At 62.1% G+C, this 19,416-nt stretch carries 19 protein-coding genes; 6 read left to right on the top strand and 13 right to left on the bottom strand.

Features of this window, described 5'->3' with window-relative positions:
* Positions 1-92: 92 nt before the first annotated feature.
* The 6 genes from AC1DMG_RS03420 to AC1DMG_RS03395 form a co-directional block, all read right to left on the bottom strand.
* Entirely contained in the window at positions 93-1,469 is a 1,377-nt protein-coding gene (locus AC1DMG_RS03420) for a S41 family peptidase (RefSeq protein ID WP_477177100.1), read from the bottom strand.
* Between the two features lie 287 nt (positions 1,470-1,756).
* The gene (locus tag AC1DMG_RS03415) at positions 1,757-2,890 is read right to left on the bottom strand and encodes a phosphatidylinositol-specific phospholipase C1-like protein (RefSeq protein WP_477177101.1); all 1,134 of its coding nucleotides are present in this window, start codon (positions 2,888-2,890) and stop codon (positions 1,757-1,759) included.
* A 59-nt stretch (positions 2,891-2,949) separates the two neighbouring features.
* A complete protein-coding gene (locus AC1DMG_RS03410) occupies positions 2,950-5,196 on the bottom strand; it encodes a GH92 family glycosyl hydrolase (protein WP_477177102.1) in 2,247 nt (748 codons plus the stop codon).
* A gap of 213 nt (positions 5,197-5,409) precedes the next feature.
* Entirely contained in the window at positions 5,410-6,738 is a 1,329-nt protein-coding gene (locus AC1DMG_RS03405) for a phospholipase D-like domain-containing protein (RefSeq protein WP_477177103.1), read from the bottom strand.
* Complete coding sequence (locus AC1DMG_RS03400) at positions 6,692-7,660, bottom strand: CDP-diacylglycerol diphosphatase (protein WP_477177104.1); 969 nt, start codon at positions 7,658-7,660, stop codon at positions 6,692-6,694. Before AC1DMG_RS03400 ends, AC1DMG_RS03405 begins: the two co-directional genes overlap by 47 nt.
* Positions 7,657-8,397: a ZIP family metal transporter gene (locus tag AC1DMG_RS03395; protein WP_441603901.1), complete on the bottom strand. Its 741-nt coding sequence runs from the start codon at positions 8,395-8,397 to the stop codon at positions 7,657-7,659. The genes AC1DMG_RS03400 and AC1DMG_RS03395 overlap by 4 nt, the downstream gene beginning before the upstream one ends.
* An 809-nt stretch (positions 8,398-9,206) precedes the next feature.
* On the opposite strand from AC1DMG_RS03395, the gene AC1DMG_RS03390 reads away from it, so the two are divergent.
* Positions 9,207-9,410 (top strand): hypothetical protein, encoded by a 204-nt coding sequence (locus tag AC1DMG_RS03390; RefSeq protein WP_477177107.1) that lies wholly within the window; start codon positions 9,207-9,209, stop codon positions 9,408-9,410.
* A gap of 160 nt (positions 9,411-9,570) precedes the next feature.
* On the opposite strand, the gene AC1DMG_RS03385 is transcribed toward AC1DMG_RS03390, so the two are convergent.
* The 4 genes from AC1DMG_RS03385 to AC1DMG_RS03370 are packed head-to-tail and all read right to left on the bottom strand — an operon-like array spanning position 9,571 to position 11,440.
* Positions 9,571-9,999 carry a DUF4259 domain-containing protein gene (locus AC1DMG_RS03385; protein WP_477177108.1) on the bottom strand — a complete coding sequence of 143 codons (429 nt, stop codon included), beginning with the start codon at positions 9,997-9,999 and terminating at the stop codon, positions 9,571-9,573.
* 51 nt (positions 10,000-10,050) lie between these two features.
* The gene (locus tag AC1DMG_RS03380; protein WP_441603904.1) at positions 10,051-10,299 is read right to left on the bottom strand and encodes a hypothetical protein; all 249 of its coding nucleotides are present in this window, start codon (positions 10,297-10,299) and stop codon (positions 10,051-10,053) included.
* A gap of 30 nt (positions 10,300-10,329) precedes the next feature.
* A complete protein-coding gene (locus AC1DMG_RS03375) occupies positions 10,330-10,806 on the bottom strand; it encodes a GNAT family N-acetyltransferase (protein ID WP_477180174.1) in 477 nt (158 codons plus the stop codon).
* 19 nt (positions 10,807-10,825) lie between these two features.
* Positions 10,826-11,440, bottom strand: a complete 615-nt coding sequence (locus AC1DMG_RS03370) for a hypothetical protein (RefSeq protein ID WP_477180173.1) — start codon at positions 11,438-11,440, stop codon at positions 10,826-10,828.
* A gap of 224 nt (positions 11,441-11,664) precedes the next feature.
* Here AC1DMG_RS03370 and AC1DMG_RS03365 point away from each other — a divergent pair, with 224 nt between their 5' ends.
* Positions 11,665-12,087, top strand: a complete 423-nt coding sequence (locus AC1DMG_RS03365) for a VOC family protein (RefSeq protein ID WP_441603907.1) — start codon at positions 11,665-11,667, stop codon at positions 12,085-12,087.
* Positions 12,088-12,206: 119 nt separating this feature from the next.
* On the opposite strand, the gene AC1DMG_RS03360 is transcribed toward AC1DMG_RS03365, so the two are convergent.
* Positions 12,207-12,518, bottom strand: coding sequence for an OmpA family protein (locus tag AC1DMG_RS03360; RefSeq protein ID WP_441603908.1), 312 nt, complete (start codon positions 12,516-12,518; stop codon positions 12,207-12,209).
* 147 nt (positions 12,519-12,665) lie between these two features.
* Here AC1DMG_RS03360 and AC1DMG_RS03355 point away from each other — a divergent pair, with 147 nt between their 5' ends.
* Together AC1DMG_RS03355 and AC1DMG_RS03350 are read left to right on the top strand one after the other, a co-directional pair.
* Positions 12,666-13,634 carry a cytochrome b/b6 domain-containing protein gene (locus tag AC1DMG_RS03355; RefSeq protein ID WP_441603909.1) on the top strand — a complete coding sequence of 323 codons (969 nt, stop codon included), beginning with the start codon at positions 12,666-12,668 and terminating at the stop codon, positions 13,632-13,634.
* Positions 13,627-14,382: a molybdopterin-binding protein gene (locus AC1DMG_RS03350; RefSeq protein WP_441603910.1), complete on the top strand. Its 756-nt coding sequence runs from the start codon at positions 13,627-13,629 to the stop codon at positions 14,380-14,382. The genes AC1DMG_RS03355 and AC1DMG_RS03350 overlap by 8 nt, the downstream gene beginning before the upstream one ends.
* A gap of 103 nt (positions 14,383-14,485) precedes the next feature.
* Here AC1DMG_RS03350 and AC1DMG_RS03345 read toward each other — a convergent pair whose 3' ends face one another.
* On the bottom strand, positions 14,486-15,190 hold the full coding sequence (locus tag AC1DMG_RS03345; RefSeq protein ID WP_441611168.1) for a hypothetical protein: 705 nt from the start codon (positions 15,188-15,190) through the stop codon (positions 14,486-14,488).
* 471 nt (positions 15,191-15,661) lie between these two features.
* Between AC1DMG_RS03345 and ligD the strand changes: the two genes are divergently transcribed.
* Complete coding sequence (ligD, locus tag AC1DMG_RS03340; protein WP_477177111.1) at positions 15,662-18,202, top strand: DNA ligase D; 2,541 nt, start codon at positions 15,662-15,664, stop codon at positions 18,200-18,202.
* A 40-nt stretch (positions 18,203-18,242) separates the two neighbouring features.
* On the opposite strand, the gene AC1DMG_RS03335 is transcribed toward ligD, so the two are convergent.
* On the bottom strand, positions 18,243-18,443 hold the full coding sequence (locus AC1DMG_RS03335) for a hypothetical protein (RefSeq protein ID WP_441603913.1): 201 nt from the start codon (positions 18,441-18,443) through the stop codon (positions 18,243-18,245).
* 498 nt (positions 18,444-18,941) lie between these two features.
* Between AC1DMG_RS03335 and AC1DMG_RS03330 the strand changes: the two genes are divergently transcribed.
* The gene (locus AC1DMG_RS03330) at positions 18,942-19,382 is read left to right on the top strand and encodes a hypothetical protein (protein ID WP_477178619.1); all 441 of its coding nucleotides are present in this window, start codon (positions 18,942-18,944) and stop codon (positions 19,380-19,382) included.
* Positions 19,383-19,416: the final 34 nt, after the last annotated feature.

Raw genomic sequence — 19,416 nt, 5'->3', positions numbered from 1 at the left:
TCCTCAATGAGAGGCGGCGCGGGTGCAAAATCGGGGGTCAGAGTGCACATTTTTGCACGCCTTTTGGCCACGCGAGAGTTCTGGTCGCGAACTTACATCTTGCGGGCTGGAAGCAAAGCTAGCTGACGTGCCGTCTCGAAGGCTGCGTCCTTGCCCATGTTCCAGTCTTCAAATCTGAGCGGCACGACGATATCCGGCTGCAGAGTCTTCACTCTGACTGGATAGAACCAGTTGAGCCAAAAGCATACGCGCCAGTTCTCGCAGGGCTGCTGGTAGTCGTGTTTCGCCGTCTGCGCGTAGACGCATACCTTGAGATTGGGCAAGCAGGCTTTACTGCCCTCGGAGAAAAAGGACAAGCGATCGCCGACGGGTTCGCCAATGATGGTGACCCGGTCGCCGCCAGCGTCTTTGACGAATGCAGCCGTCGTGATCGCAGCGGAAAACGTCTGCGAATTGGTGAGCACCAAAATGCGGCCGTCTCGCGCGATCAAGTTGGGTAGTGCATGCGCGAAGTGCCAGGTGTTGGTGTAATCGCCACCACCATCGCCGCGCAGGTCGAGTATCACGGCGCAAGGCGGGTTTGCGCGAAGCGTTGTTTTCGCCGCGTTGAGAAACGGCGCAATCCGGTGGCTGCCGACGTCCCCGATACTCTGCAGTTGCACAACCTGGGCACAGCTGCCCGCGGCGGGGAATATCCGGTAAGGGTTATCGAGATCCCGCCACGTTTGCGGCAGCTCGGCGGATTGCGGATGGTATGCGCTCCAGCCTTGCTCGGCGCCCTTGCTCAACTCGGGCGACAGCCAGGGTCCTTCCAGAGGCATGCTGTCGTCCTTGCGCTTCGAATAAGCATCCAGCGGACGCGTCACCGTTCGACCGTCGGGCAGCACGACAGTCCAGGTCGAAGCCGTGGCGGTGGCAGCGACGCCCAAACCGTAAAGCAAATCCTGCACGCTGATGTATGCCGCATCGTTTTCCTGGCGAAATGGCTCCACGCCGCCGCGAAGCGTGTCCAGTTGAAGCAAGATCTGATCGATCGGATGACCGTCGATACTCACTACGCGGCCGCCGAGCATGTCGCGATAGGCAGCCGCCGCCCGAGTTACGTAGAAACCTTCCGCAAAGCGCGTCACCCTTAGCGGAACGAGCAGCGTGCCCTGATCGGACGTTGCATCTATTCGGGAATGACCATTGTCGGCCAGCGCCATCACTTGCATTAGCGCCACGTGCAACTTGGCTGACGGCAGCGCACTTGGCAGGGCCCGCAGGGCGGCGATGCGTGCTTCCGCCTTTTGGCGGTCGGCAGGTGAAAAAGCACGATCGCGCGCTACCACCTTGGCGAAATAGTCGACATCTTGCTGCTGCGCCTCCAGTGGCGACGCCGCTGTCGGATAACTAGCGTCTGGCGCAGCGCGATGGAAATTGAAGTGCAACGCAAGAGCGAACCCGCCTGCGATCACAACGAGCGCCAAGGCCGCACTTGCGGAAATAAGGGCCACTCGTCGAAGGATTGCGCGCACTGATCACCCGTTTGTTCAGTCCGTGACGCCCAGCATCACCTACAGGTTGCATCGGCCGCCTGATAAGCCAGTAGTGCCGCAAGTCACATGGGCCTGGAGGCTTGCCATGAGCGCCCTGGCTCGCGGGGATAAAGCTGAACTGCCCGGTGGGTGACCTGATACCGCAATAACTTCCTCCAGTCGCAAGCGCAGCGCTGCCATGCAATGGCCCGCCCGATCGGCAGCGGGCCACCTCACAGTCAATGCTTCGCCAGCTTCTCCAGCGTCTTGCCCTTGCAGGCATCCGGCACGAGCACGGGGTTGCACCGTGCAGCGACGCCATCGGGCAAACCAACCTGATAGCCGTGCTCCGATGGTTCACCGGCGGGATAGTCGGTGCTGATCATCTGCGCGCCGCTGTTGATGATGGCATCGCGGCGGGTGCCGTCGTTGCGCTTGCCCTGCCCTTGTTCCGGGTCGTCCGAACGCGTGCGTACCAGGTAGCCGCGATGCACCAGTTCGTTGATCTGCGCTGCGGTGCACTCGTTGCATTCGGTGAAGGCTGCGTCCGGCGCGCCCGGCGTGGCGTTGGTGAAGATCATTCGGTCCTTCAGCACCGGATGTCCTTCGAGATAGATAGACTCCGCCTTGCGCTGGTCGAGCAGGAACACCACCTTGCCGCGTGCCTTGGTCAGTGTCGGCCAGCCGCCTTCGCGCACGGCCTCGTCCAATGTGGCGTGGCCGCCGCGCACCTGGTCGGGCGTGATGATCTCGTCGGCAGCGAAGACGGAAGCGATCTCCTTATCCAGTGCATCAAACACCGCCGGCGTGAACGGATCCGGCGTCACGCTGGGAATCTTTGCCTGCAAGGCGCCGTCTTTCGTTTCGATCAGGATAAAGATCGGTACGTGACCCGGATGCGCCTTTGACCACGTCCGCACTTCCGTGAGGCAGGCGGTGAACGGCTGGCAGGTGCTGCGCTGATCGATGTCCTGGATGTGCATTACCTTGAAACCGGGTTGATCGAACACGCCCGGCGGCGCCATCGGCGGATCATCCGGCAGGCCGGCCAGGTCGATCATGTGCGAGATCGACGGATGCGCGTACTTGCCGCCTTTAGGGTCGGCAAACACGTCCAGCTCGATCTGTCGCACGCCGTCGTCCAGCTGGCGAGTGAGCGCCGGATGGCTGTAGTCGATGGCGGCGAGCGCCTGCGGCGCTTCCGATTGCATCAGCCGCGTGGCGCTGGGCGCGAAGCCCATGTGATAGCTGTTGTGCGTGCCGATGACCTGGATCTGGTTGATGCGCAGCGCATCGTCGGCCGCAGCCGGCGACACCAGCGCCACGGCGGTCAGTGCAAACAGCGACCATGAAATGGAATGACGGAGAAGCATGTCGGACATCCTGAAATCGTGGAGAGACCGCGCCGGGTTCGCCGGCGCGATGCAGGGAATCAACGCTTGGCCGTGCAGAGCGCAAAGCCGGGATCGGACAGGGACGGCGGCGGTGTCGCGGTGCCCCAGCGTGAAGGTGTCGGCCCCATGACCAGCATCAGCGTGCCGCCCTTGGCGATCTGGCCGTGTCGGAACCACGCGTTGTCCAGCGGCTGGCCATTGAGCGTGGCCGACTGGATGTAGCGATTGACGCTGTTCCCGTCGAGGTTGTCCGCGACGATGGTGAAGGTGTGGCCGCCACCGAGGTCGATGTCCACGCGCGGATACGACGGCGTGCCGATCAGGTACACGTCCTGCCCTGCGTTCGGATAGAAGCCCATCGACTGGAACGCGTACCAGCTGGACATCGCACCGGAATCGTCATTGCCCGGAATGCCGTCACGCGTATCCTTGAACGCCTTGTGCAGATAGGTCAGCAAGCGATCCGCCGTGCGGTCCGGGCGTCCGGCCCACAGATAGAGATCGGGTATCAGGAAACCTGGCTCGTTGGTGATGTCGAAATGCAGGCCGTCGAACAGGGCATCCAGTCGCTTGACGAAGGCTTCGTTGCCGCCGGACAGCTGCACCAGCTTGCGCACGTCTTGCGGCGCGTAGAGCGAGTACGTCCACAAGTCGCCTTCGTAGTAGAAATCCGGCCAGGTGCCGCGGCGCACCAGGTATTGCGGCGCCCAGCTTCCATCCGCGTTGCGTGGACGAAGGAAACCGGTGATGCCCTCCTGTTGCCACGAGGCATCCCACAGGTTCGCCCAGTTGCCGGCATGGGACTTGTACAGCTCGGCTTCCTTCGCATGGCCGAGTCCGCAGGCCACTTCGGCGATGCCGAAATCGTCATAGGCGTATTCGACGGTGCGCGAGCCGGCGCGTTCGGTCGGCTGCGCGATGTAACCGAGCTTGTTGTACGACTCCAGGCCGCCGCGCCCTTCCTTGCGTGCATTGGCGGGCGGCACCTGCGCATCTTTCTCCATCGCCTTCAGCGCCGTGGCGTAGTCGATGCCGCCAAGCCCCTTGACGTAGGCATCGGCCACCAGCACGTCGGCATTGCTGCCGCCCTGCGTGCGGCCGTTGTCGTTGCCCACGCGCGCATCGGGCATGTAACCGGCGTGACGATAGGTATCGATCAGCGAACGCAGGATGTCACGCTGGCGATCCGGCGCGATCAGGATCAGCAGGGGCGCATCGCTGCGGAAGGTGTCCCAGATCGCCTGGAAGTCGTCGTAGTAGGGCTCCTTCGAGGACCACTTCGGATTCTCGCCGGTGTGGTCCGACGGCATCATCATGGTGTGGTACAGCGCGGTATAGAACTGGCGACGCTGCGACGGTGTCGCGCCGCTGATCTCGATGCGGCCCAGCGCCTTGTTCCACTGCGCCACGGCACCGTTGCGCACGTCGTCGAAGCGCCAGTCGCGCACTTCTTCGGTCGCGTTGCGATGCGCCTGCCCTGCACTCACAAAGGAAATGCCCACCTTCGCCTGGATCGCCTGCCCTGGCGTAACGCGATAGTCCAGCGACGCGCCCAGCGGCCGGTCGCTGCCGGTGCTGGCTTTGGGCGTGGCGCTCAAGGTGTCGCCCAGCCACGTATGTGCGCCTTGCGAAGGCGTATCGGTGATCAGGTCGACATACACGTCGTACTCGCCGCCCTCGTTCCAGCCGCCGATGTAGCGGCCCACGCCGACGATCTCATTTGGTGAGACGACCGACATCTCGCCGCCGAGGAAGCGCTGCGTCTCCTCGCCCGTCCCTTTGACCAGCAGATCCAGGTCCAGCGTGATGTGTGCGTCGCCGGCCTGCGCGAACGTATAGCGATGCATGCCCACGCGACGCGTTGCAGTCAGCTCGGCTTTCACCCCGTAGCGATCCAGGTTCACCGCGTAATAGCCGGCGCTCGCCTGCTCGCCGCTGCGTGGCGAATGGATGTCCTTGGGATCAAGAGCCCCCATGACCGGCGCGACGCGGATGTTGTCGTACTTGCCGCCGCCACCGCTCAGATGCAGATGGCTGAAGCCGCGGATGTCGCCTTCGCTCTGGAAACCCTTGCGGGCGCCGAAGTCGTGGACATCGGGACCTAGCTTCACCATGCCGAACGGCGTGGTCGCGCCGACAAACACTTCGCCGAACCAGTCCTCGCCGATCAGGGGATCGACGTCCGCCGCATGATCGGCGGCCATCGCGGGAACTGCGCAAACGAGCGTGGCAAGGCCAAAGAGTGTCACGCGCAAGACCTTGCGCAGCGATGGATAGCGTTTCATCAGGATCATTTTTCGACTGTCTTCTTCGTATAAGTCAACCGGACCGCGGAGTTGCGCCCGGACAGGTCATCAGCGTCGGGTCGCGTCGCTGCGCCGTCAGCGTGAGGACGCTGCGATGGCCGGACAGGTTACTCAACGAAAGTTGCAGTCTTAGATCAGGCATGCACCGGCAATCGAGGTCGCCAGCAGCCACGTTGCGCGCGCAGCCGACCTTCAATGTGTTCGCGGCGCCTGATAGCTCTCGCCGGGGACCAGCGTTGTGACGTAGCCCCCGCTCCAGTCGCGATCAAAGATCGATGCCAAGGTGCTGGCGGCCGATTTCCCGTTCAGGCGAACCGACACGTCCACGGTGTTGTGGAAATAGCTCCACTCCCAGTTGCCCGTGCCGACGAACGATTTGTCGTCGTCCGCGACGGCATATTTGGCGTGCTCCACTCTCGCGTACGGGATGAATCCACTTGGCGATGGAGGAACACGGCTGAACTTCACCGTGATATTGGGTAACGACGCAAGACTCTTCAGGTAGGACTGCGTAGGTTCGCTGAGCGACCAGTCGCCGACGATGATCCGGACGTCCACGCCCCGGGCGGCTGCGTCGCGAATGGCTGTGTCCAGATCAGACCACCAGCCCTTGGCGCCAAAATGTCTGATCGCCGACAGTGTCATGACCTGTATGCGCATGACGTGCTGGCTTGCGTTGATCATATGGATCAATGCCCCCTCTTCGCTGCTGACCCATGCAGGCATGAGTGACGGCGGGCTGAAAGCAGGGAAAGCCGTGATCAGTGAAGAGTCGCCATCCTGGAGAACGACCGGATTGTCTTCGGTCGCGGGCGTGAAGCCGGGCGAAACCTGGGCCGCCTCGGCAGCCTTGGGCAAATCCGGATGGCCGGCCAATTGCCAGTCGAATTCAAAGGACGCTTCCACCGTTTTTGCGAAGCGCTCATTGCGAATACGCGCGCCTATCTCGTGGATCTGCTCAAGTGCTCGCCAGTCCCAGTTCTGGCTGCCAATGAACACCGCCTCCTCGTCGATCACCATGTATTTGGCGTGCAGCACCCCACCCGTCAATTCGTCCACGGGAAGAACGCGGATCGTGATGCCAGGTACTTGACGCAGGCGATCCACGCCCTCCTGGTTACTCTTCAGGAACGTGTGATCCACCAGCACCCGCACGGCGACACCTGCCGCAGCGCGCTCGGCAAGTGCGTTCAATACAGGCGAAAGTGCCCCGCCGCCCGGCTTGTCTGCAATGTAAAACGCGGCCACGTCGATGCTCTTGTGGGCCGAGCGGATCATCTGCAGCCATATGGCCTGCGTGCGCGGCACGCCTGGTTCACCATAGAACGTCCCCTCCGGCACGCTTTCAACGATCTGGAAGTCAGGCTCGGGAGCGCGCGTAACGGGCTTTGCGGCAACGATCGACAACGAACAGAGCCCCAAGCCCACGCATGCACAGATCAGCTTGAGCGTCGTTGACCGAACGCTTCGTGGCTTAAGGTGGACCCAGCAGAATGGCTTCTTTGTTTGAGACAGTTTCATGTGGGGACTCGTGATGCCTCGTGGGAAACGAAATGGCGGTATCGGTGCGATGTGGTTCGCCTGCGATCGCGCATTGGTGATCTTCCAGTTCCTCGGCACTGCCGCGGTTGCCCTGGTCGAGCGACGCCTTGATGCTGAGCAGGATGAATCCTGGACGGCCGTCCGGCGCTCGCGCTCCGACGACGGCGAGGCCATGACGACCCATGGCGTCTCCTGCAGGGAGTGCGGCCGCCAAGGACTTGAACGGATCAACCGATAGCGATTCGCCGCCCACCCATCGGGCGTCATAGGCATGCCCAAAGGGAGGCAGCGGCTGAGCCAGCTTCTGCCACTGGATACCGATGGTGGGAAGCAAGCGTTCCAGAACCTCGTGCACATCCGTCCGCACACAGTCGATATGGATGTGGAGCTGATCCTGTGATCGTCCGTAGCGGGAATTCACTGCGAGCATCAGCTGGTCACGCGGACGAGGTCCGTGCAACGCCGCCTCCACATATCGCTTCGCGTCCCAGGCGCGCGCGAAATAGTTGGGCGCGCGGTCCTTCTGCAATGCCGGATCTTCCACGCCGCTGATGCGGTCAAGCGGTATCACCAGGTACTGATAGCGCCCCTTCTGATCCTTCAGGATGGCGTAGCCACCAAGAGCTCCATCGCCTGGAACTACGATGCAAGGCGATGGCGGGTGGACGCGGGAGGCCGCTGCAGGCGCGCAGACTTGACCCAGCTTCTTCCAAAGTGCATTTCGGTCTTTGACGCCATCCGGTTCTCGCACCTGGCCATCGGCAGTGACTTCCTGCGACAGGCTTGCCAGCACGAGCCCGAGGAAAATCAGGCGCAGTCGCTTGTGCCAGGCTGCGCAGCTCATCATCGAACCCGTCGCCCAACGCCTGCCGGCCGTCCGTACCAAACGCTTGGCCGTCATGCCCGTTCGCCCCGGGCCAGCAGCCACATGGACACCACACCAGCGGCAATGCCGATGGCGGGCGCCAACCGCGCACTTCCGGTTGCCTTGAGCCACGCCGCGGGAAGGATGTCCGCCAATGCGACATACAGGATGGAGCCGGCGGCGAACGCCGCTGTCAACGCTGCTGCTCTCTCCGATGGCAAGGTCGCTGCCACGGCGAGCGCCCCGGCAGGCACGGCGATGGCCATGGCGAGCGACAGAATGAAGGCGCGCCGCGGATCATAGCCATTGGAAACAAGCACGCCGGCGCTCGCCATCTCACGGGGAATCTCGTGGATCGCAATAGCGGCAAGCGCCGCATATCCGGCCGCAGGACTCGCCAAAAAAGCGCCGGCCAGGATGATCCCATCGACGCAATGGTGAATAAAATCGCTGGCGAGCGTCATCCGCGCGGCCGGCGCGATCACGCTTGCGCTGAGGCCCCGGGCACGCACCACGTTCTCGACCAAGGCGAGAAATGTCGCGCCAATCATGAAAGCGAGCATGATCTCGCTCAGGTCGTCATGTGACCCCAACGCGTGCGGCAAGAGATGCAGAAGGCTGTCGCCGATCAGCAATCCCACGGCCATGGCCTGCAGCCATGGCAGCCAGCGAGTCCGCACGCCGCCAGGCATCCAGACTACGATGCGGGAGAACAAGGACGTCGCCCCAAGCACGAGGGACGCCAGGAAGATTTCGATCAGACGAGCATGCACGGATACGTCCCGATTGGCCGTTGCTTGACGACATCCATGCCCATCAATGAGGCCATCAAATGTTATGTTATAACATCATGGTGACGCACTGGGGCGACGGATACAGCCCTGCCAGAAGTCATGGCGCGCCAGTAAGGCCATGCGATTGCGCGCCATGCCGTGAGCCCCGGTATGCAGAAATGCGCAGAAATGCCCGCCGCCAAATTCATGGTGAAGCTTCATCCCCCCCTGCACAACGCATCGCTACTTCTTTTGACGGATGGCGCAGTTTGGTGCTTTCTGCGAATTCTTGAACGGTTCCGCGATACGAATCAGTGGACGCATAAACCGCCTTCATATCACTTGATGGCAGAGGTGCGCGCCATGGTTTCTCGGTACACGCGTCAATGCGTTCGCAAGTTCGTTTCGCCTCGCCCTCCTTCCACCCACGGGCGATGCACGGGGATCAATTTCATCGAGTCATTGCCGGGAACCTTGGCGATGGCTTCGTAGACTTTTGGTGCATCTGATATCCAGGAGCCGATCGTTCCATGGACAACGTGCGGGGGAATCGGCTGGGGGAAGCCATGCACGCACGTGGCGTCTATAAGCTCAGCGTCTTGGCCGCGCTGTTGGGCGTCACCGAAAGTGCCGTCAGTCGATGGCGGCACAGTGGCGCGATGACAGTGGAGAACGTCGCTTGCGCGGACGATGACTTCCTCAAGCAATGCACGGCAGCCACGCTGCCGCGCGGTCGAAGCAGGCCATGGACTGGCGTCATGAGCGCGTGAAGCCGGTCCATCCAACCCATCGCGTTCATGCCAAGGGGTTTGACCCCACTCAACATCGGCAAGGCGGTCAGCACGGTATTGGATACCACGCTGGTGACAACCCTCCCGTGGTCCGACTTTCAACGTGCCGCACTAGCCTTCCAGTCGGACGCACAAAAGACGCTGCAGGCACTTCGTGCGGATCTGCTTGATTACATGAATGAGGCTTATGCCACGGTACTGAAAGATGGTGATGAACCATAGGACAGATGGGTCATGACCCATCTCGCCGGATGCTGGCGCGTCCGGCGAGATGGAGTCGCCAAAGAGCACGATGCCATGGGTGGCACTGGGCATGTCTAGCCATGCGTGGAATCGACCCACTGACGTCGCCGTCGAAGGCGATATCTCGCGTCCTTGCAGGTCACTGGCCGGAACGGCTGTGTTTCATATCTCTGGCCAACGACTCGACATGGCCGATCCAGGCGGAAAGCAAATCGGCGTCTTCTTCCCAGAGCTCTCTCAGTTCGCTGGACTCGCCGCAGACGCGCAAGCATGCCTTCGAACCAAGCTCGGCCAGGGAGGAGAAGTCGAGTGAGGCCAGGCCTTCGCGCCAGGCTATCCGCGCTCCGGTTTCGTCATCGTCCAAGGGCTGCCCGTTCCTTGCCGACAGGATGACTGCCGCGCAAGCGAGCACTGCCTGGCCATCGTCATAGTCCACGTAGTCCACGGCAAGCGCGCGTTCGAATGCTGCTCGCATCACTGCTCGCGGGTCGGCCCGCGGAATGAGCTGTTCCTCGAGGAAATCCAAAGCGGTGTCATCGTCGAAGACTCTTGCAGCCCACGCACCCATCTGCTTCTCCTTACGTCAATAGCTGGTTGAAATGCTGCATTGGCGACACAGTCATTCCTTCAACCTGTGGCTGTCCTCGGCGGTCAGGTCCAGCCCGTAGACCTCTCGCAGCTTCTGGATGTGCTGCAGCGTCTTCGTCGAAAAGGGTTTCTTGTTCTCAAAGGCATGCAAGGCGATCCCTTCAATCAGATCACCCAATGAGATGTCCATGGTCTCGGCGAGGCTCTTGAGTACTTTCAAGATCCGCTTTTCGATGCGTACGCCTGTCTGCACGCGATCGATCTTCTTTTCGTCATTCATGGTGAATTTGTCGGTTGCCCAGATTCGAAATCAACTCTTGGCCAAGGACTTCCGGAACAGGAGGCTCCTTGGGCTGCGCTCCAGAAAAGGCTCTTCCTTGTAATCCAAGCTTCGGTAGAGGGCAACCGCGGAGACGAGATCCTGGCCGGTGTCGAACTCGATGGTCCGGGYACCCTTTCCCGCCACGAATTGTTCCGCCCGCATCATCAATGCCCGTCCCATGCCTGAGCGCCGTGCCGAAGGAACAATCCAGAGGCGATAGAGCCTGGCAAGTCCGGCTTCTGCAGCATGACTGACCACGATCATGCCCAGTACCGAGAGATCACGGATGGCGAAGATGACATGGGCCTGCTGCAGCTCCTCCGCAGAGAGTGAACCCTCCGGCTGGTCGTGGCCGCTCTGGCGAAGCTCGGCCGTCATATGCGAACTGATGCGATGAAACAGGCTGCAGTTCGCCGCCGTCTCCAGAAAATCGATCGTGTTGCTTGAGGTGATCGCGTCGTTCATTGGAGTTGCTCGATTCCGATTAGTGGGGTTGCGCGGTGGAGTGCGCAAGCATGCCGACGATCGCGTCGCGCCACTCCGGGCCCTGCGCCGTGAAGAACTGCTCGAACTCGGCGAGATACCTGGCATCGGCGTTTTTCAGCAGCGTGCGACTGCACCACACGTGCACGTGCACGGTTGCCGGGTCTCTCTGGCTCAGCGAAATGTCGTAGCGCGACACTCCCGTCGCTGGAATGAAGATGAGATAGCCGACCTTGCCCTGCGTGGGCTCGTAGCGATCCATGACCCAGGTTGCAGCGCCCCACTGCGACTTCGTCTGGAAAACGGCGCCGACTTCCTGGCCGCCACCGGCGGGGCGCACAAATTCAGGGTTCCAGTCGGGCGTCCACTCTCGCTCTTTTACCGGCCCAAAATAGGGCGCCAGCGCCGCCACGGTTCCCGGTAAGTCGAAGTCGAACTCGCGTTCTGCATACATCGATGGAGCTCCTGTATGGGATGAAGGGCTCGACACGCCGTGGATGCCGTGTGCGGCAAGCACACCGTGCCCCTCCTTCGCATCGCCTTGCGAATGCACCATCGCCACTCCCAGGCCGATCGCCAGGGACGCGGCTACAGGGCCGATCAGTATCATCTTCATGCTCATTGAAACCCCCAGCCAGGTAGGTGGCTCTCGACCACGCCGTCCGCTCATTGCAATTTAGGTACCTTGGTACCACGGTACATCATAAAGCCGAAATGACCTGCCGTGCAAGCGGGTCGCCGGGCGTGGCTCCTGCCCTCGCGGCCGAATGAACACGCACTCCACGGTCCGTTGTCAGGACAATGGCCCGCGAGTAAGTTGCATCCATGGCGCTTAAACGGATGGACAACGTAGGCATCGTGGTCGAGGACCTCGACGCGACGATCGCTTTCTTTCGCGAGCTCGGCCTCGATCTCGAGGGGCGGACCATGATCGAAGGAGCATGGGCCGGACGTGTCACGGGATTGGGCGATCAACGCGTCGAGATTGCCATGATGCGCACACCCGACGGCCACAGCCGGCTCGAGCTCTCCCGGTTTCTCGCTCCGCCAACGATCGCCGATCACCGGAACGCCCCGGTGAACGCGCTGGGCTACTTGCGCGTCATGTTCACCGTGGATGATGTCGATGAGACGCTCGAGAGGCTTCGCAAGCGTGGCGCGCAGCTTGTGGGCGACGTCGTCCAGTACAAAGACGCGTATCGCCTCTGCTACATCCGCGGTCCTGAAGGACTGCTTATTGGACTCGCCCAGGAACTTGGCTGACATCCCGGGCCCATGAACCGGCTCAGGGCCTCTGAGGTGAGTGATCCACGATATCGCCGGGCATCAGCTTGCGCGTGCGCCAGTGCCCGCATGAGGGCATGGCTTCAGGCGAACAGGCACTAGGGAAGCTTGAACTTTCGCGTGGCGCGTACCGGCCAGATCGAGGTGAAGCTCGATCCGCCAGCCACCCGGAATGCCGCGGAAACGCCGTTCGTTATGCCCAGTTCTTCCAACACGTCTTTTGCGCGCCGAAAGGATAGCCGCGGATCGGACGCGAGCATGAAAAGATTGATCTCTTTGGGGCTGACATCGTAGCCCTCCAGCTCGACGGTATGGCCCAGGGCCTCCTTCAGCCTTGCCTCGATCGTTGCGAGGAAGGCTTCGTCGGCCAGCGACTTGCGCCAGAACTTGATGATGAGTTGATAGTCCATCGATCGATTGTAAGCGCAACTACCTGCGCTATCGTCAACAGCCTTTCACCATGCGGCAAGCCACCGGGCAAGCAAGTGTCTGCGCATCTTCAGGCGAGTACACTGTTCGCATACTGGCCCGTCATCGCCACACCCAGGTGCAACGACATGAACGCCCCCAGCGCCGTCGAGTCCCCTAGTGTTTCCGTGACACCCAGGTCGTCGTCGACGGCTTCACGGCTGGTCTATCGTCATACGCTGCCGATCCGGATCATGCACTGGATCAATGTGATCGCATTGACCCTGATGCTGCTCAGCGGCCTGCAGATCTTCAATGCGCATCCCAATCTCTACTGGGGCAACCGCTCCGACGAGGGCACCGCCTGGCTGGCCCTGGATGCACATGAAGATACGGCCGGCAATCTGGTCGGCACCACGCGGGTTGGCCAGCACCAGGTCACCACGACCGGCGTACTGGGCGTGTCCAAAGGCAGCGACGGCACGCCGACCGCGCGGGGTTTTCCCTCTTGGCTGACGGTGCCCAGCGCGGGCTGGCTGGCCATGGGTCGGCGCTGGCATTTCTTTTTTGCCTGGGTGTTTGTGCTCAATGGGCTTTGCTATATCGCCTACTCATTCGCGCATAAGCACCTGCAACGCGATATGTGGCCGACACGTGCGGACTGGCGTGGCATCGGCCGCTCCATCGTCGATCACATCCGGTTCAAGCACCCCCATGGGGACGAGGCGCTGCGCTACAACATTCTGCAACGGCTTGCTTATCTGACCGTGATCTTCATCTTCGGCATCGGCATCGTATTGATGGGCCTGGCGATGTCTCCGCGCCTGGATGCGGTGCTTTCGCCCCTGGTCGAAGCGGTGGGTGGACGCCAGTCAGCAAGGTCGATTCACTTCATCATCGCCTGGGCGTTTGTCGCCTTCGTGGTGATTCATGTCTTCGAGGTATTGGTGAGCGGGGTCTTCAACCAGTTGCGCGGCATGATTACCGGCTACTACAAGGTCAAGCCCGGACCGGCGGCGACTGTCGATGCCAAGCCTGAGCCAGCGGCGCCCGCCATGTCTCCCGAGCGCGCCACTGCCGAACAAATGCCGATCGTGGAGGACCCCCGCCATGAGTGATCGCCGATCGTTTCTGCGTATGGCCGGCATGGGGGCCGCGGGCATTTTCCTCGCGGGTTGCGACCGTATTTCCCAGAGCGGCCTGGGTGCCCGGGTATTGGGCAGCGCCGAAGGATTGAATCGTCGCGTGCAGACGCTGCTGTCGCCCTCCACCGCCATGGCAAAGGAATACTCCGAGGCCGAGATCTCCCCGGTGTTTCATCCCAATGGCACCACCATGCCGGACACGCCTGCCTATCAGGCATTGATGGCCAACCAGTTCCGCGACTACAAATTGCAAGTGGACGGACTGGTGACGCATCCGGCGATGCTATCGATTGACGACCTGAAGGCGCTGGATGACCGCACCCAGATCACCCGGCACGATTGCGTGGAAGGCTGGAGCGCGATCGGCAAGTGGCGCGGCACTGTGCTCTCGGCCGTGCTCGACCACGTGGGCGTGAGTCCACAGGCAGCCTTTGTCGTCTTTCATTGCTTTGACGAAATGGACGCGGACACGCCGTACTACGAAAGCGTGGACATCCGCGAAGCAAGACATCCGCAGACTTTGCTGGCCTTTGAATTGAACGACCAGCCGCTGCCGGTACCGAACGGCGCACCCTTGCGCCTGCGCCTTGGCCGGCAGCTTGGTTACAAGCAGGCCAAATACATCAGCCGCATCGAGCTGGTGAGCTCGTTCAAGGATATCGGCGACGGCAAGGGCGGTTATTGGGAAGACCAGGGTTACGAGTGGTACGCGGGCATCTGACCCGAGGCCGGAACCCGGGTCGCACAGCGCACGTGGAGTCCGGACTTGTCCATGGTGCTTGGACAAGTCCGGATCGACCGCGATGGCCTCGACGCAATGCCTGTTACATCGGCGGCGCAGTACCGTTCAGCCCGACTGCCACGAACCCGGCAGCCACCGGATTGCCCGGCTTGCCGGCCACGAAGACCTTCGCACCTTTGACGATGGCGCTCTTGTCGGCTGGCGCGAAGGTCACGATCGGCGTGTTCGCCGTGACATTGATCGTCTTCTCGCCCGAGCCGTAGTCGACCACCAGCGTGCGCGCGCCACTGCCATCAGCCGTCTTCACCGTGCCGTTGGTCATCGCCGAATGCATGGCCGAACCACCGGCTGCGCTGCTCTTGACGGTGCCATTGGTCATCGCCGACGACTTCACGCTGCCGTTGGTCATGGCCGACCCGGCACCGCCATGGGCGGGCAGATCCCAGGCGTAGTCACCCAGGCCCGTGCCCTTCATCGCCGGCGGAAACACCACGACTTCCAGGGCGTTGGCGGCGGCGCCGTGCGGCACATTGGCCGAACCAATGTAGGAGCCTGGCTGGATCGCATCCAGATTGCTGGGCACCACGCCGGCGATATGGGTATCGGCTGCGATCGCGACGTTCTGCGCGCCCGTCGCCGTCTGCACCGTAAAGCCCGTGGCGGTGACATCCGTCACCGTGCCGCGCACATGCACCGCTTGATCCGCGGCGATGGCGGGTACGGCGGTCGCCATGGCGATGGCCATGCCGGCGAGCAACAGCGTTCGTTTCAAAGTTCCATATGTCATGACTAACAACCTCCAGTGGATATCTCGGATCAGGTGTGACCACTGTTACTTCGCCTGGAATCAACTGAAGGTTACTCAGGAGATGTTGGAACGGCATGAAGATGGAGCGAGCAGAGGCGACCCGGGCGCCGTACGAGCCTCAGGCCGGCCAAAGCAGGAACCGCGCCAACGCCCGCTCAAGGCGCAATCCGCACGTGATGGCCTTTGGAAGGTCATGCAGCGAGCAGCACCGTTGCCGTTGGACGGCGCGACTTGCGCAGGACTACTGAGCCTCGCGCTCTCTACGCGCATGTCGCGAGACAGGCTAAACAGGAGGCGCACATCGGGCTTCGTGTCTGCAAAAGGTTGACGGTCGATTCACCTGCCCCGTGAGAATCGTTGCGCTGCATGAGGTGGATCGACGTTGCGCGATCCCATGAGACGCCACCCAGTCACGACCAGGCAAGCCGCCATGGCGGCGGGAAGACAGCCATGTCACTACGCGACTACGCCCGCAAGCGGCACTTCGACAAAACGCCGGAGCCTCGTCCAGAAAAGTCCGTCGGAAAGGCCGGGCGTGAACTGTTTGTGGTGCAACTGCATCACGCGCGGCGGCGCCATTACGACTTCCGGCTGCAGGTGGGAGACGTACTGAAGAGCTGGGCCTGCCCCAAGGGACCCAGCTATGACCCCAAGGTGAAACGGCTCGCCGTGGAGGTGGAAGACCATCCGGTGTCGTATGCCTCCTTCCACGGCGATATTCCCGATGGCTACGGCGCAGGTCACGTCGATACCTTCGACACGGGGGTGTGGGCGACCTCGGGCGATGCGGAGGCGCAACTTCAGAAAGGACATCTGCGCTTCGAGCTGTTCGGCCAGCGGCTCAAGGGTGGCTGGCACCTGGTTCGAGGTCATCGCCAGGAAAAGAAGCCCGTGTGGTTCCTGATCAAGGACGAGGATGCCTATGTGTCCAAGGTCGAGGCCGATGACCTGCTCGACGCGACCATGGTTGCCAGCACCAGGCGAGCATCGGGAAAGAGCGGCGGCGCGAAAGAGGTGGTGGAGAAGTTGACGCACTCAAAGCGCAGACACGCTCCAACCGCCGGCAAGCGACGCGTGTCGCCCTCGCGATGGATCGCCAAAGTCGAGGGCGCCAAGAAGCGAGTTGCACCCAAGGGCTTTTTCAAGCCGGAGTTGGCGACGTTACGCGACGCGCCTCCCACGGGTGACGACTGGCTCAACGAGGTGAAGTGGGATGGCTATCGCATCCTCACCTCGATCACCGACGGACACGTGGAATGCTGGTCGCGCAACGCCCTGCCCTGGACCCACAAGCTGCCCGAGATCAGGCAGGCCATCGAGGCGCTCGGGCTGAACTCGGCGCAGTTGGACGGCGAACTGATTGCCCTCGTCGATGGACAATCGGACTTCAACGCCCTGCAGCAGACCTTGTCGGGCGAACGCGCGTCGCCGCTGGCCTATGTGCTGTTCGACCTGCCTTATCTGGAAGGCTACGACCTCTCCCGCTCGCCCCTGATCCATCGCAAAGAGGCGCTGCAGCGCCTGCTCCAGGACGCCCCATCCCAGCTTGCCTATAGCAGCCACATCGTGGGTGGCGGCGAAGCGGCCTTTGAGAGTGCGAGCGCCCACCACCTCGAGGGCATCATGTGCAAGCGCGTCGGTTCGCCTTATCGGGGTGGACGTGGCGACGACTGGGTCAAGGTGAAGCGCCTGCAGTCCGATGAGTTCGCCGTGGTGGGCTATACCGCTGCCAAGGGATCGAGGAAGGGATTTGGCTCGCTGTTGCTGGCCAGGCCTGCGCCCGCTGGCGAGTGGAGTTACGTAGGTCGCGTGGGTTCAGGCTTTACCGACGCGATGCTGCGTGAACTCACCCGCACGCTGGCGCGCGCCGGCTCGCGTTCGCCCACCATCAAGCATGCGAGCGAAGCGCCTCGCGATGCCCACTGGATTGCGCCGACCGCGGTGGCCGAGGTGTTCTATCGCGGCATCGGCAATCACGGACTATTGCGGCAACCCAGTCTCAAGGCCATGCGGCCGGACAAGTCACCCAGGGACTTACGCAGTGGCGATCGCACCGGCAAAAGCCATGTGGCTGCAAAGTCCCGCCGTGGCACGTCGACCGAACCGGCAGGCATCGTCATCACACATCCCGATCGCGTGGTCTATCCCGGGGAAGGCATCACCAAGCAGGACATCGTCGACTACTACACGGCAGCCATGACGTGGTTCCTGCCTGGCGTCATCAACCGGCCGATGTCCGTGATTCGTTGGCCAGGCGGCATCAACAAGCCCAGCTTCTTCCAGAAGCACTTGCCAACCGGCGGCCTCAATCATGTCGGCTCCGTCCGCCTGAAAGAGGAAACCGGCGCCTCTGCTGTCTACCTCTATCCGGACAGCGCGGACTCGATCATCGAGCTGGTGCAATACAACGCGATCGAGTTCCATCCCTGGGGTGCGCATATCGATGACCCTGATGGCGCCGATCGCATCGTGTTCGATCTGGACCCAGGCCCCGATGTCGAATGGACCCGCGTGAAGGCCGCCGCTCGCCTGCTCAACAAGCTCCTGGATCAGCTTGGCTTGAAGAGCTTCCTGCGCACCACCGGTGGCAAAGGGCTGCACGTCGTGGTGCCCTTGAAGCCGGTGGCACCGTGGGACGAGGTGAAGTCCTTCGCGCACGGCTTCGCGCAGGCGCTCGAATCGATGTACCCGCTGGAGTTCGTGTCGGTCAGTTCCAAGACGCGACGCGCAGGCAGGATCTACGTGGACTATCTGCGCAACGGCCGCGGCGCCACGGCAGTGGCGTCCTATTCGCTGCGTGGCCGCCCAGGCGCACCTGTCGCCATGCCCTTGCGCTGGAGCGAGCTGAGCCGCCTGAAGAGTGCTTCGCAGTTCGACATGCGCTCTGCTCTTGCACGACTGAAGCGGCAACGTGCCGACCCTTGGGAAGGCATCGACACGACCAGGCAGAGCCTGGCGACAGTCATGAAGGCGCTCGAAGCGAGATCGTAGGCTCGGTCACCGATAGGTGGCCCAGCCTCCTGTGCAGCCTTCAGGCGCTGTCGTTCGCCGCCGATGCATTGAGTGCCGACGCCACGGCGGCGTCGCCGCTGACGATGTCCTTCCACTGGAGTTCCGTGCCCTTGCGATGACCGCGAGGCGTCAACTTCAAACCATTCGCGTCGAGCACCAGGGTGTAGGTCTCGCCATCGATGGTGACTTCGCGGCGCAGGGTTTTGTCGAGAGGTGTCATGGAAGGCTCCGTGGGTTCTCGTTCGTGCGTGATGGTACTACCCTCGGCGCGTCATGGTGACCGGTCCGCGACATCGCACATCCACCACAGAACGTCGACAACATCGATACATGCAGCCACGCACAGTTCATCGTTTCGCCAGTCAGCCCATGTCATGAAATTTTCACGCCGAGCGGCCTTGATCGTCTTCATCGTCGCACTGCTGGTTATCCTTGCCGCAGGTTTCTACCGCGCCGCGATGCATGAAGATTTGCGGCCCGAGCCGGCGCCTGCGACATCGGCACAGCAGCCATAACAAGCCGCGCCGGCAATTTACACACCGCCGCAACGAGCGATGCGGAAGGATGCACGGGCGATCGGCTGCGAGTCCGCACTACCCAGGCTGGATTCTCCGACCGGGCAAGGACATCAAGGCCATTCGCACCGGGGCAGCGTCCGTACCGCATTCGGACCCTGCCCCTCTTTTTGTCTCACTTCGCAGCCCTCAGGACTCCAGCCATGCCGATCCGGAAAAACAGGGCCCTCACCCAGGCGTTGCCCATGGCCTGGTGGTGGGAACTGGCGGCGAAATCGACACAGATGCTGGGCGCCTCGGCGGAGGTGGTCCTGCGGCGCAGTGCTCAGATCAGTGGCATGAGCAACCCGCCCTCCGCGGCCGATCAAAGGGAATTGACCACGATGGTGACGGAGAAGGTGGCAGCCGCGCAGCAATCAGCCACAGCCATGATGATGAGCGCGAGCGCCACCGCCTCGCAGTTCTGCTGGAACCAGTGGATGGCGAGCACGGGACTGAGCGGTCGCAAGGCCGTCACCTCCTCTGGCATCGCCGCCAGCGCATCGCGCTCGTCTGCCGCCATGCTCACGGCCGGTCTGCAGCCGTATCGCCAGCGGGCGATGAGTAATGCCAAACGGCTGCGCAAACGCCGACCCAAGCGGTGACTTGGTCTATGGACGGCCGTTTGCAGGAGCGCAC

The organism is Dyella sp. 01N36, assembly GCF_056399745.1.
Note: the sequence above shows the minus strand (reverse complement) of the source record. Positions and strands in the feature narration are given on the sequence as shown.

Coding starts and splice junctions, on each gene's coding strand:
- AC1DMG_RS03385 (WP_477177108.1), bottom strand. CDS start 9,999: ATGGGTGCGTGGGCTGCAAGAGTCTTCGACGATGACACCGCTTTGGAT.
- AC1DMG_RS03405 (WP_477177103.1), bottom strand. CDS start 6,738: ATGAAACTGTCTCAAACAAAGAAGCCATTCTGCTGGGTCCACCTTAAG.
- AC1DMG_RS03345 (WP_441611168.1), bottom strand. CDS start 15,190: ATGACATATGGAACTTTGAAACGAACGCTGTTGCTCGCCGGCATGGCC.
- AC1DMG_RS03335 (WP_441603913.1), bottom strand. CDS start 18,443: ATGACACCTCTCGACAAAACCCTGCGCCGCGAAGTCACCATCGATGGC.
- AC1DMG_RS03365 (WP_441603907.1), top strand. CDS start 11,665: ATGGACAACGTAGGCATCGTGGTCGAGGACCTCGACGCGACGATCGCT.
- AC1DMG_RS03360 (WP_441603908.1), bottom strand. CDS start 12,518: ATGGACTATCAACTCATCATCAAGTTCTGGCGCAAGTCGCTGGCCGAC.
- AC1DMG_RS03415 (WP_477177101.1), bottom strand. CDS start 2,890: ATGCTTCTCCGTCATTCCATTTCATGGTCGCTGTTTGCACTGACCGCC.
- AC1DMG_RS03380 (WP_441603904.1), bottom strand. CDS start 10,299: ATGAATGACGAAAAGAAGATCGATCGCGTGCAGACAGGCGTACGCATC.
- AC1DMG_RS03400 (WP_477177104.1), bottom strand. CDS start 7,660: ATGACGGCCAAGCGTTTGGTACGGACGGCCGGCAGGCGTTGGGCGACG.
- AC1DMG_RS03410 (WP_477177102.1), bottom strand. CDS start 5,196: ATGAAACGCTATCCATCGCTGCGCAAGGTCTTGCGCGTGACACTCTTT.
- AC1DMG_RS03330 (WP_477178619.1), top strand. CDS start 18,942: ATGCCGATCCGGAAAAACAGGGCCCTCACCCAGGCGTTGCCCATGGCC.
- AC1DMG_RS03370 (WP_477180173.1), bottom strand. CDS start 11,440: ATGAAGATGATACTGATCGGCCCTGTAGCCGCGTCCCTGGCGATCGGC.
- AC1DMG_RS03350 (WP_441603910.1), top strand. CDS start 13,627: ATGAGTGATCGCCGATCGTTTCTGCGTATGGCCGGCATGGGGGCCGCG.
- AC1DMG_RS03355 (WP_441603909.1), top strand. CDS start 12,666: ATGAACGCCCCCAGCGCCGTCGAGTCCCCTAGTGTTTCCGTGACACCC.
- ligD (WP_477177111.1), top strand. CDS start 15,662: ATGTCACTACGCGACTACGCCCGCAAGCGGCACTTCGACAAAACGCCG.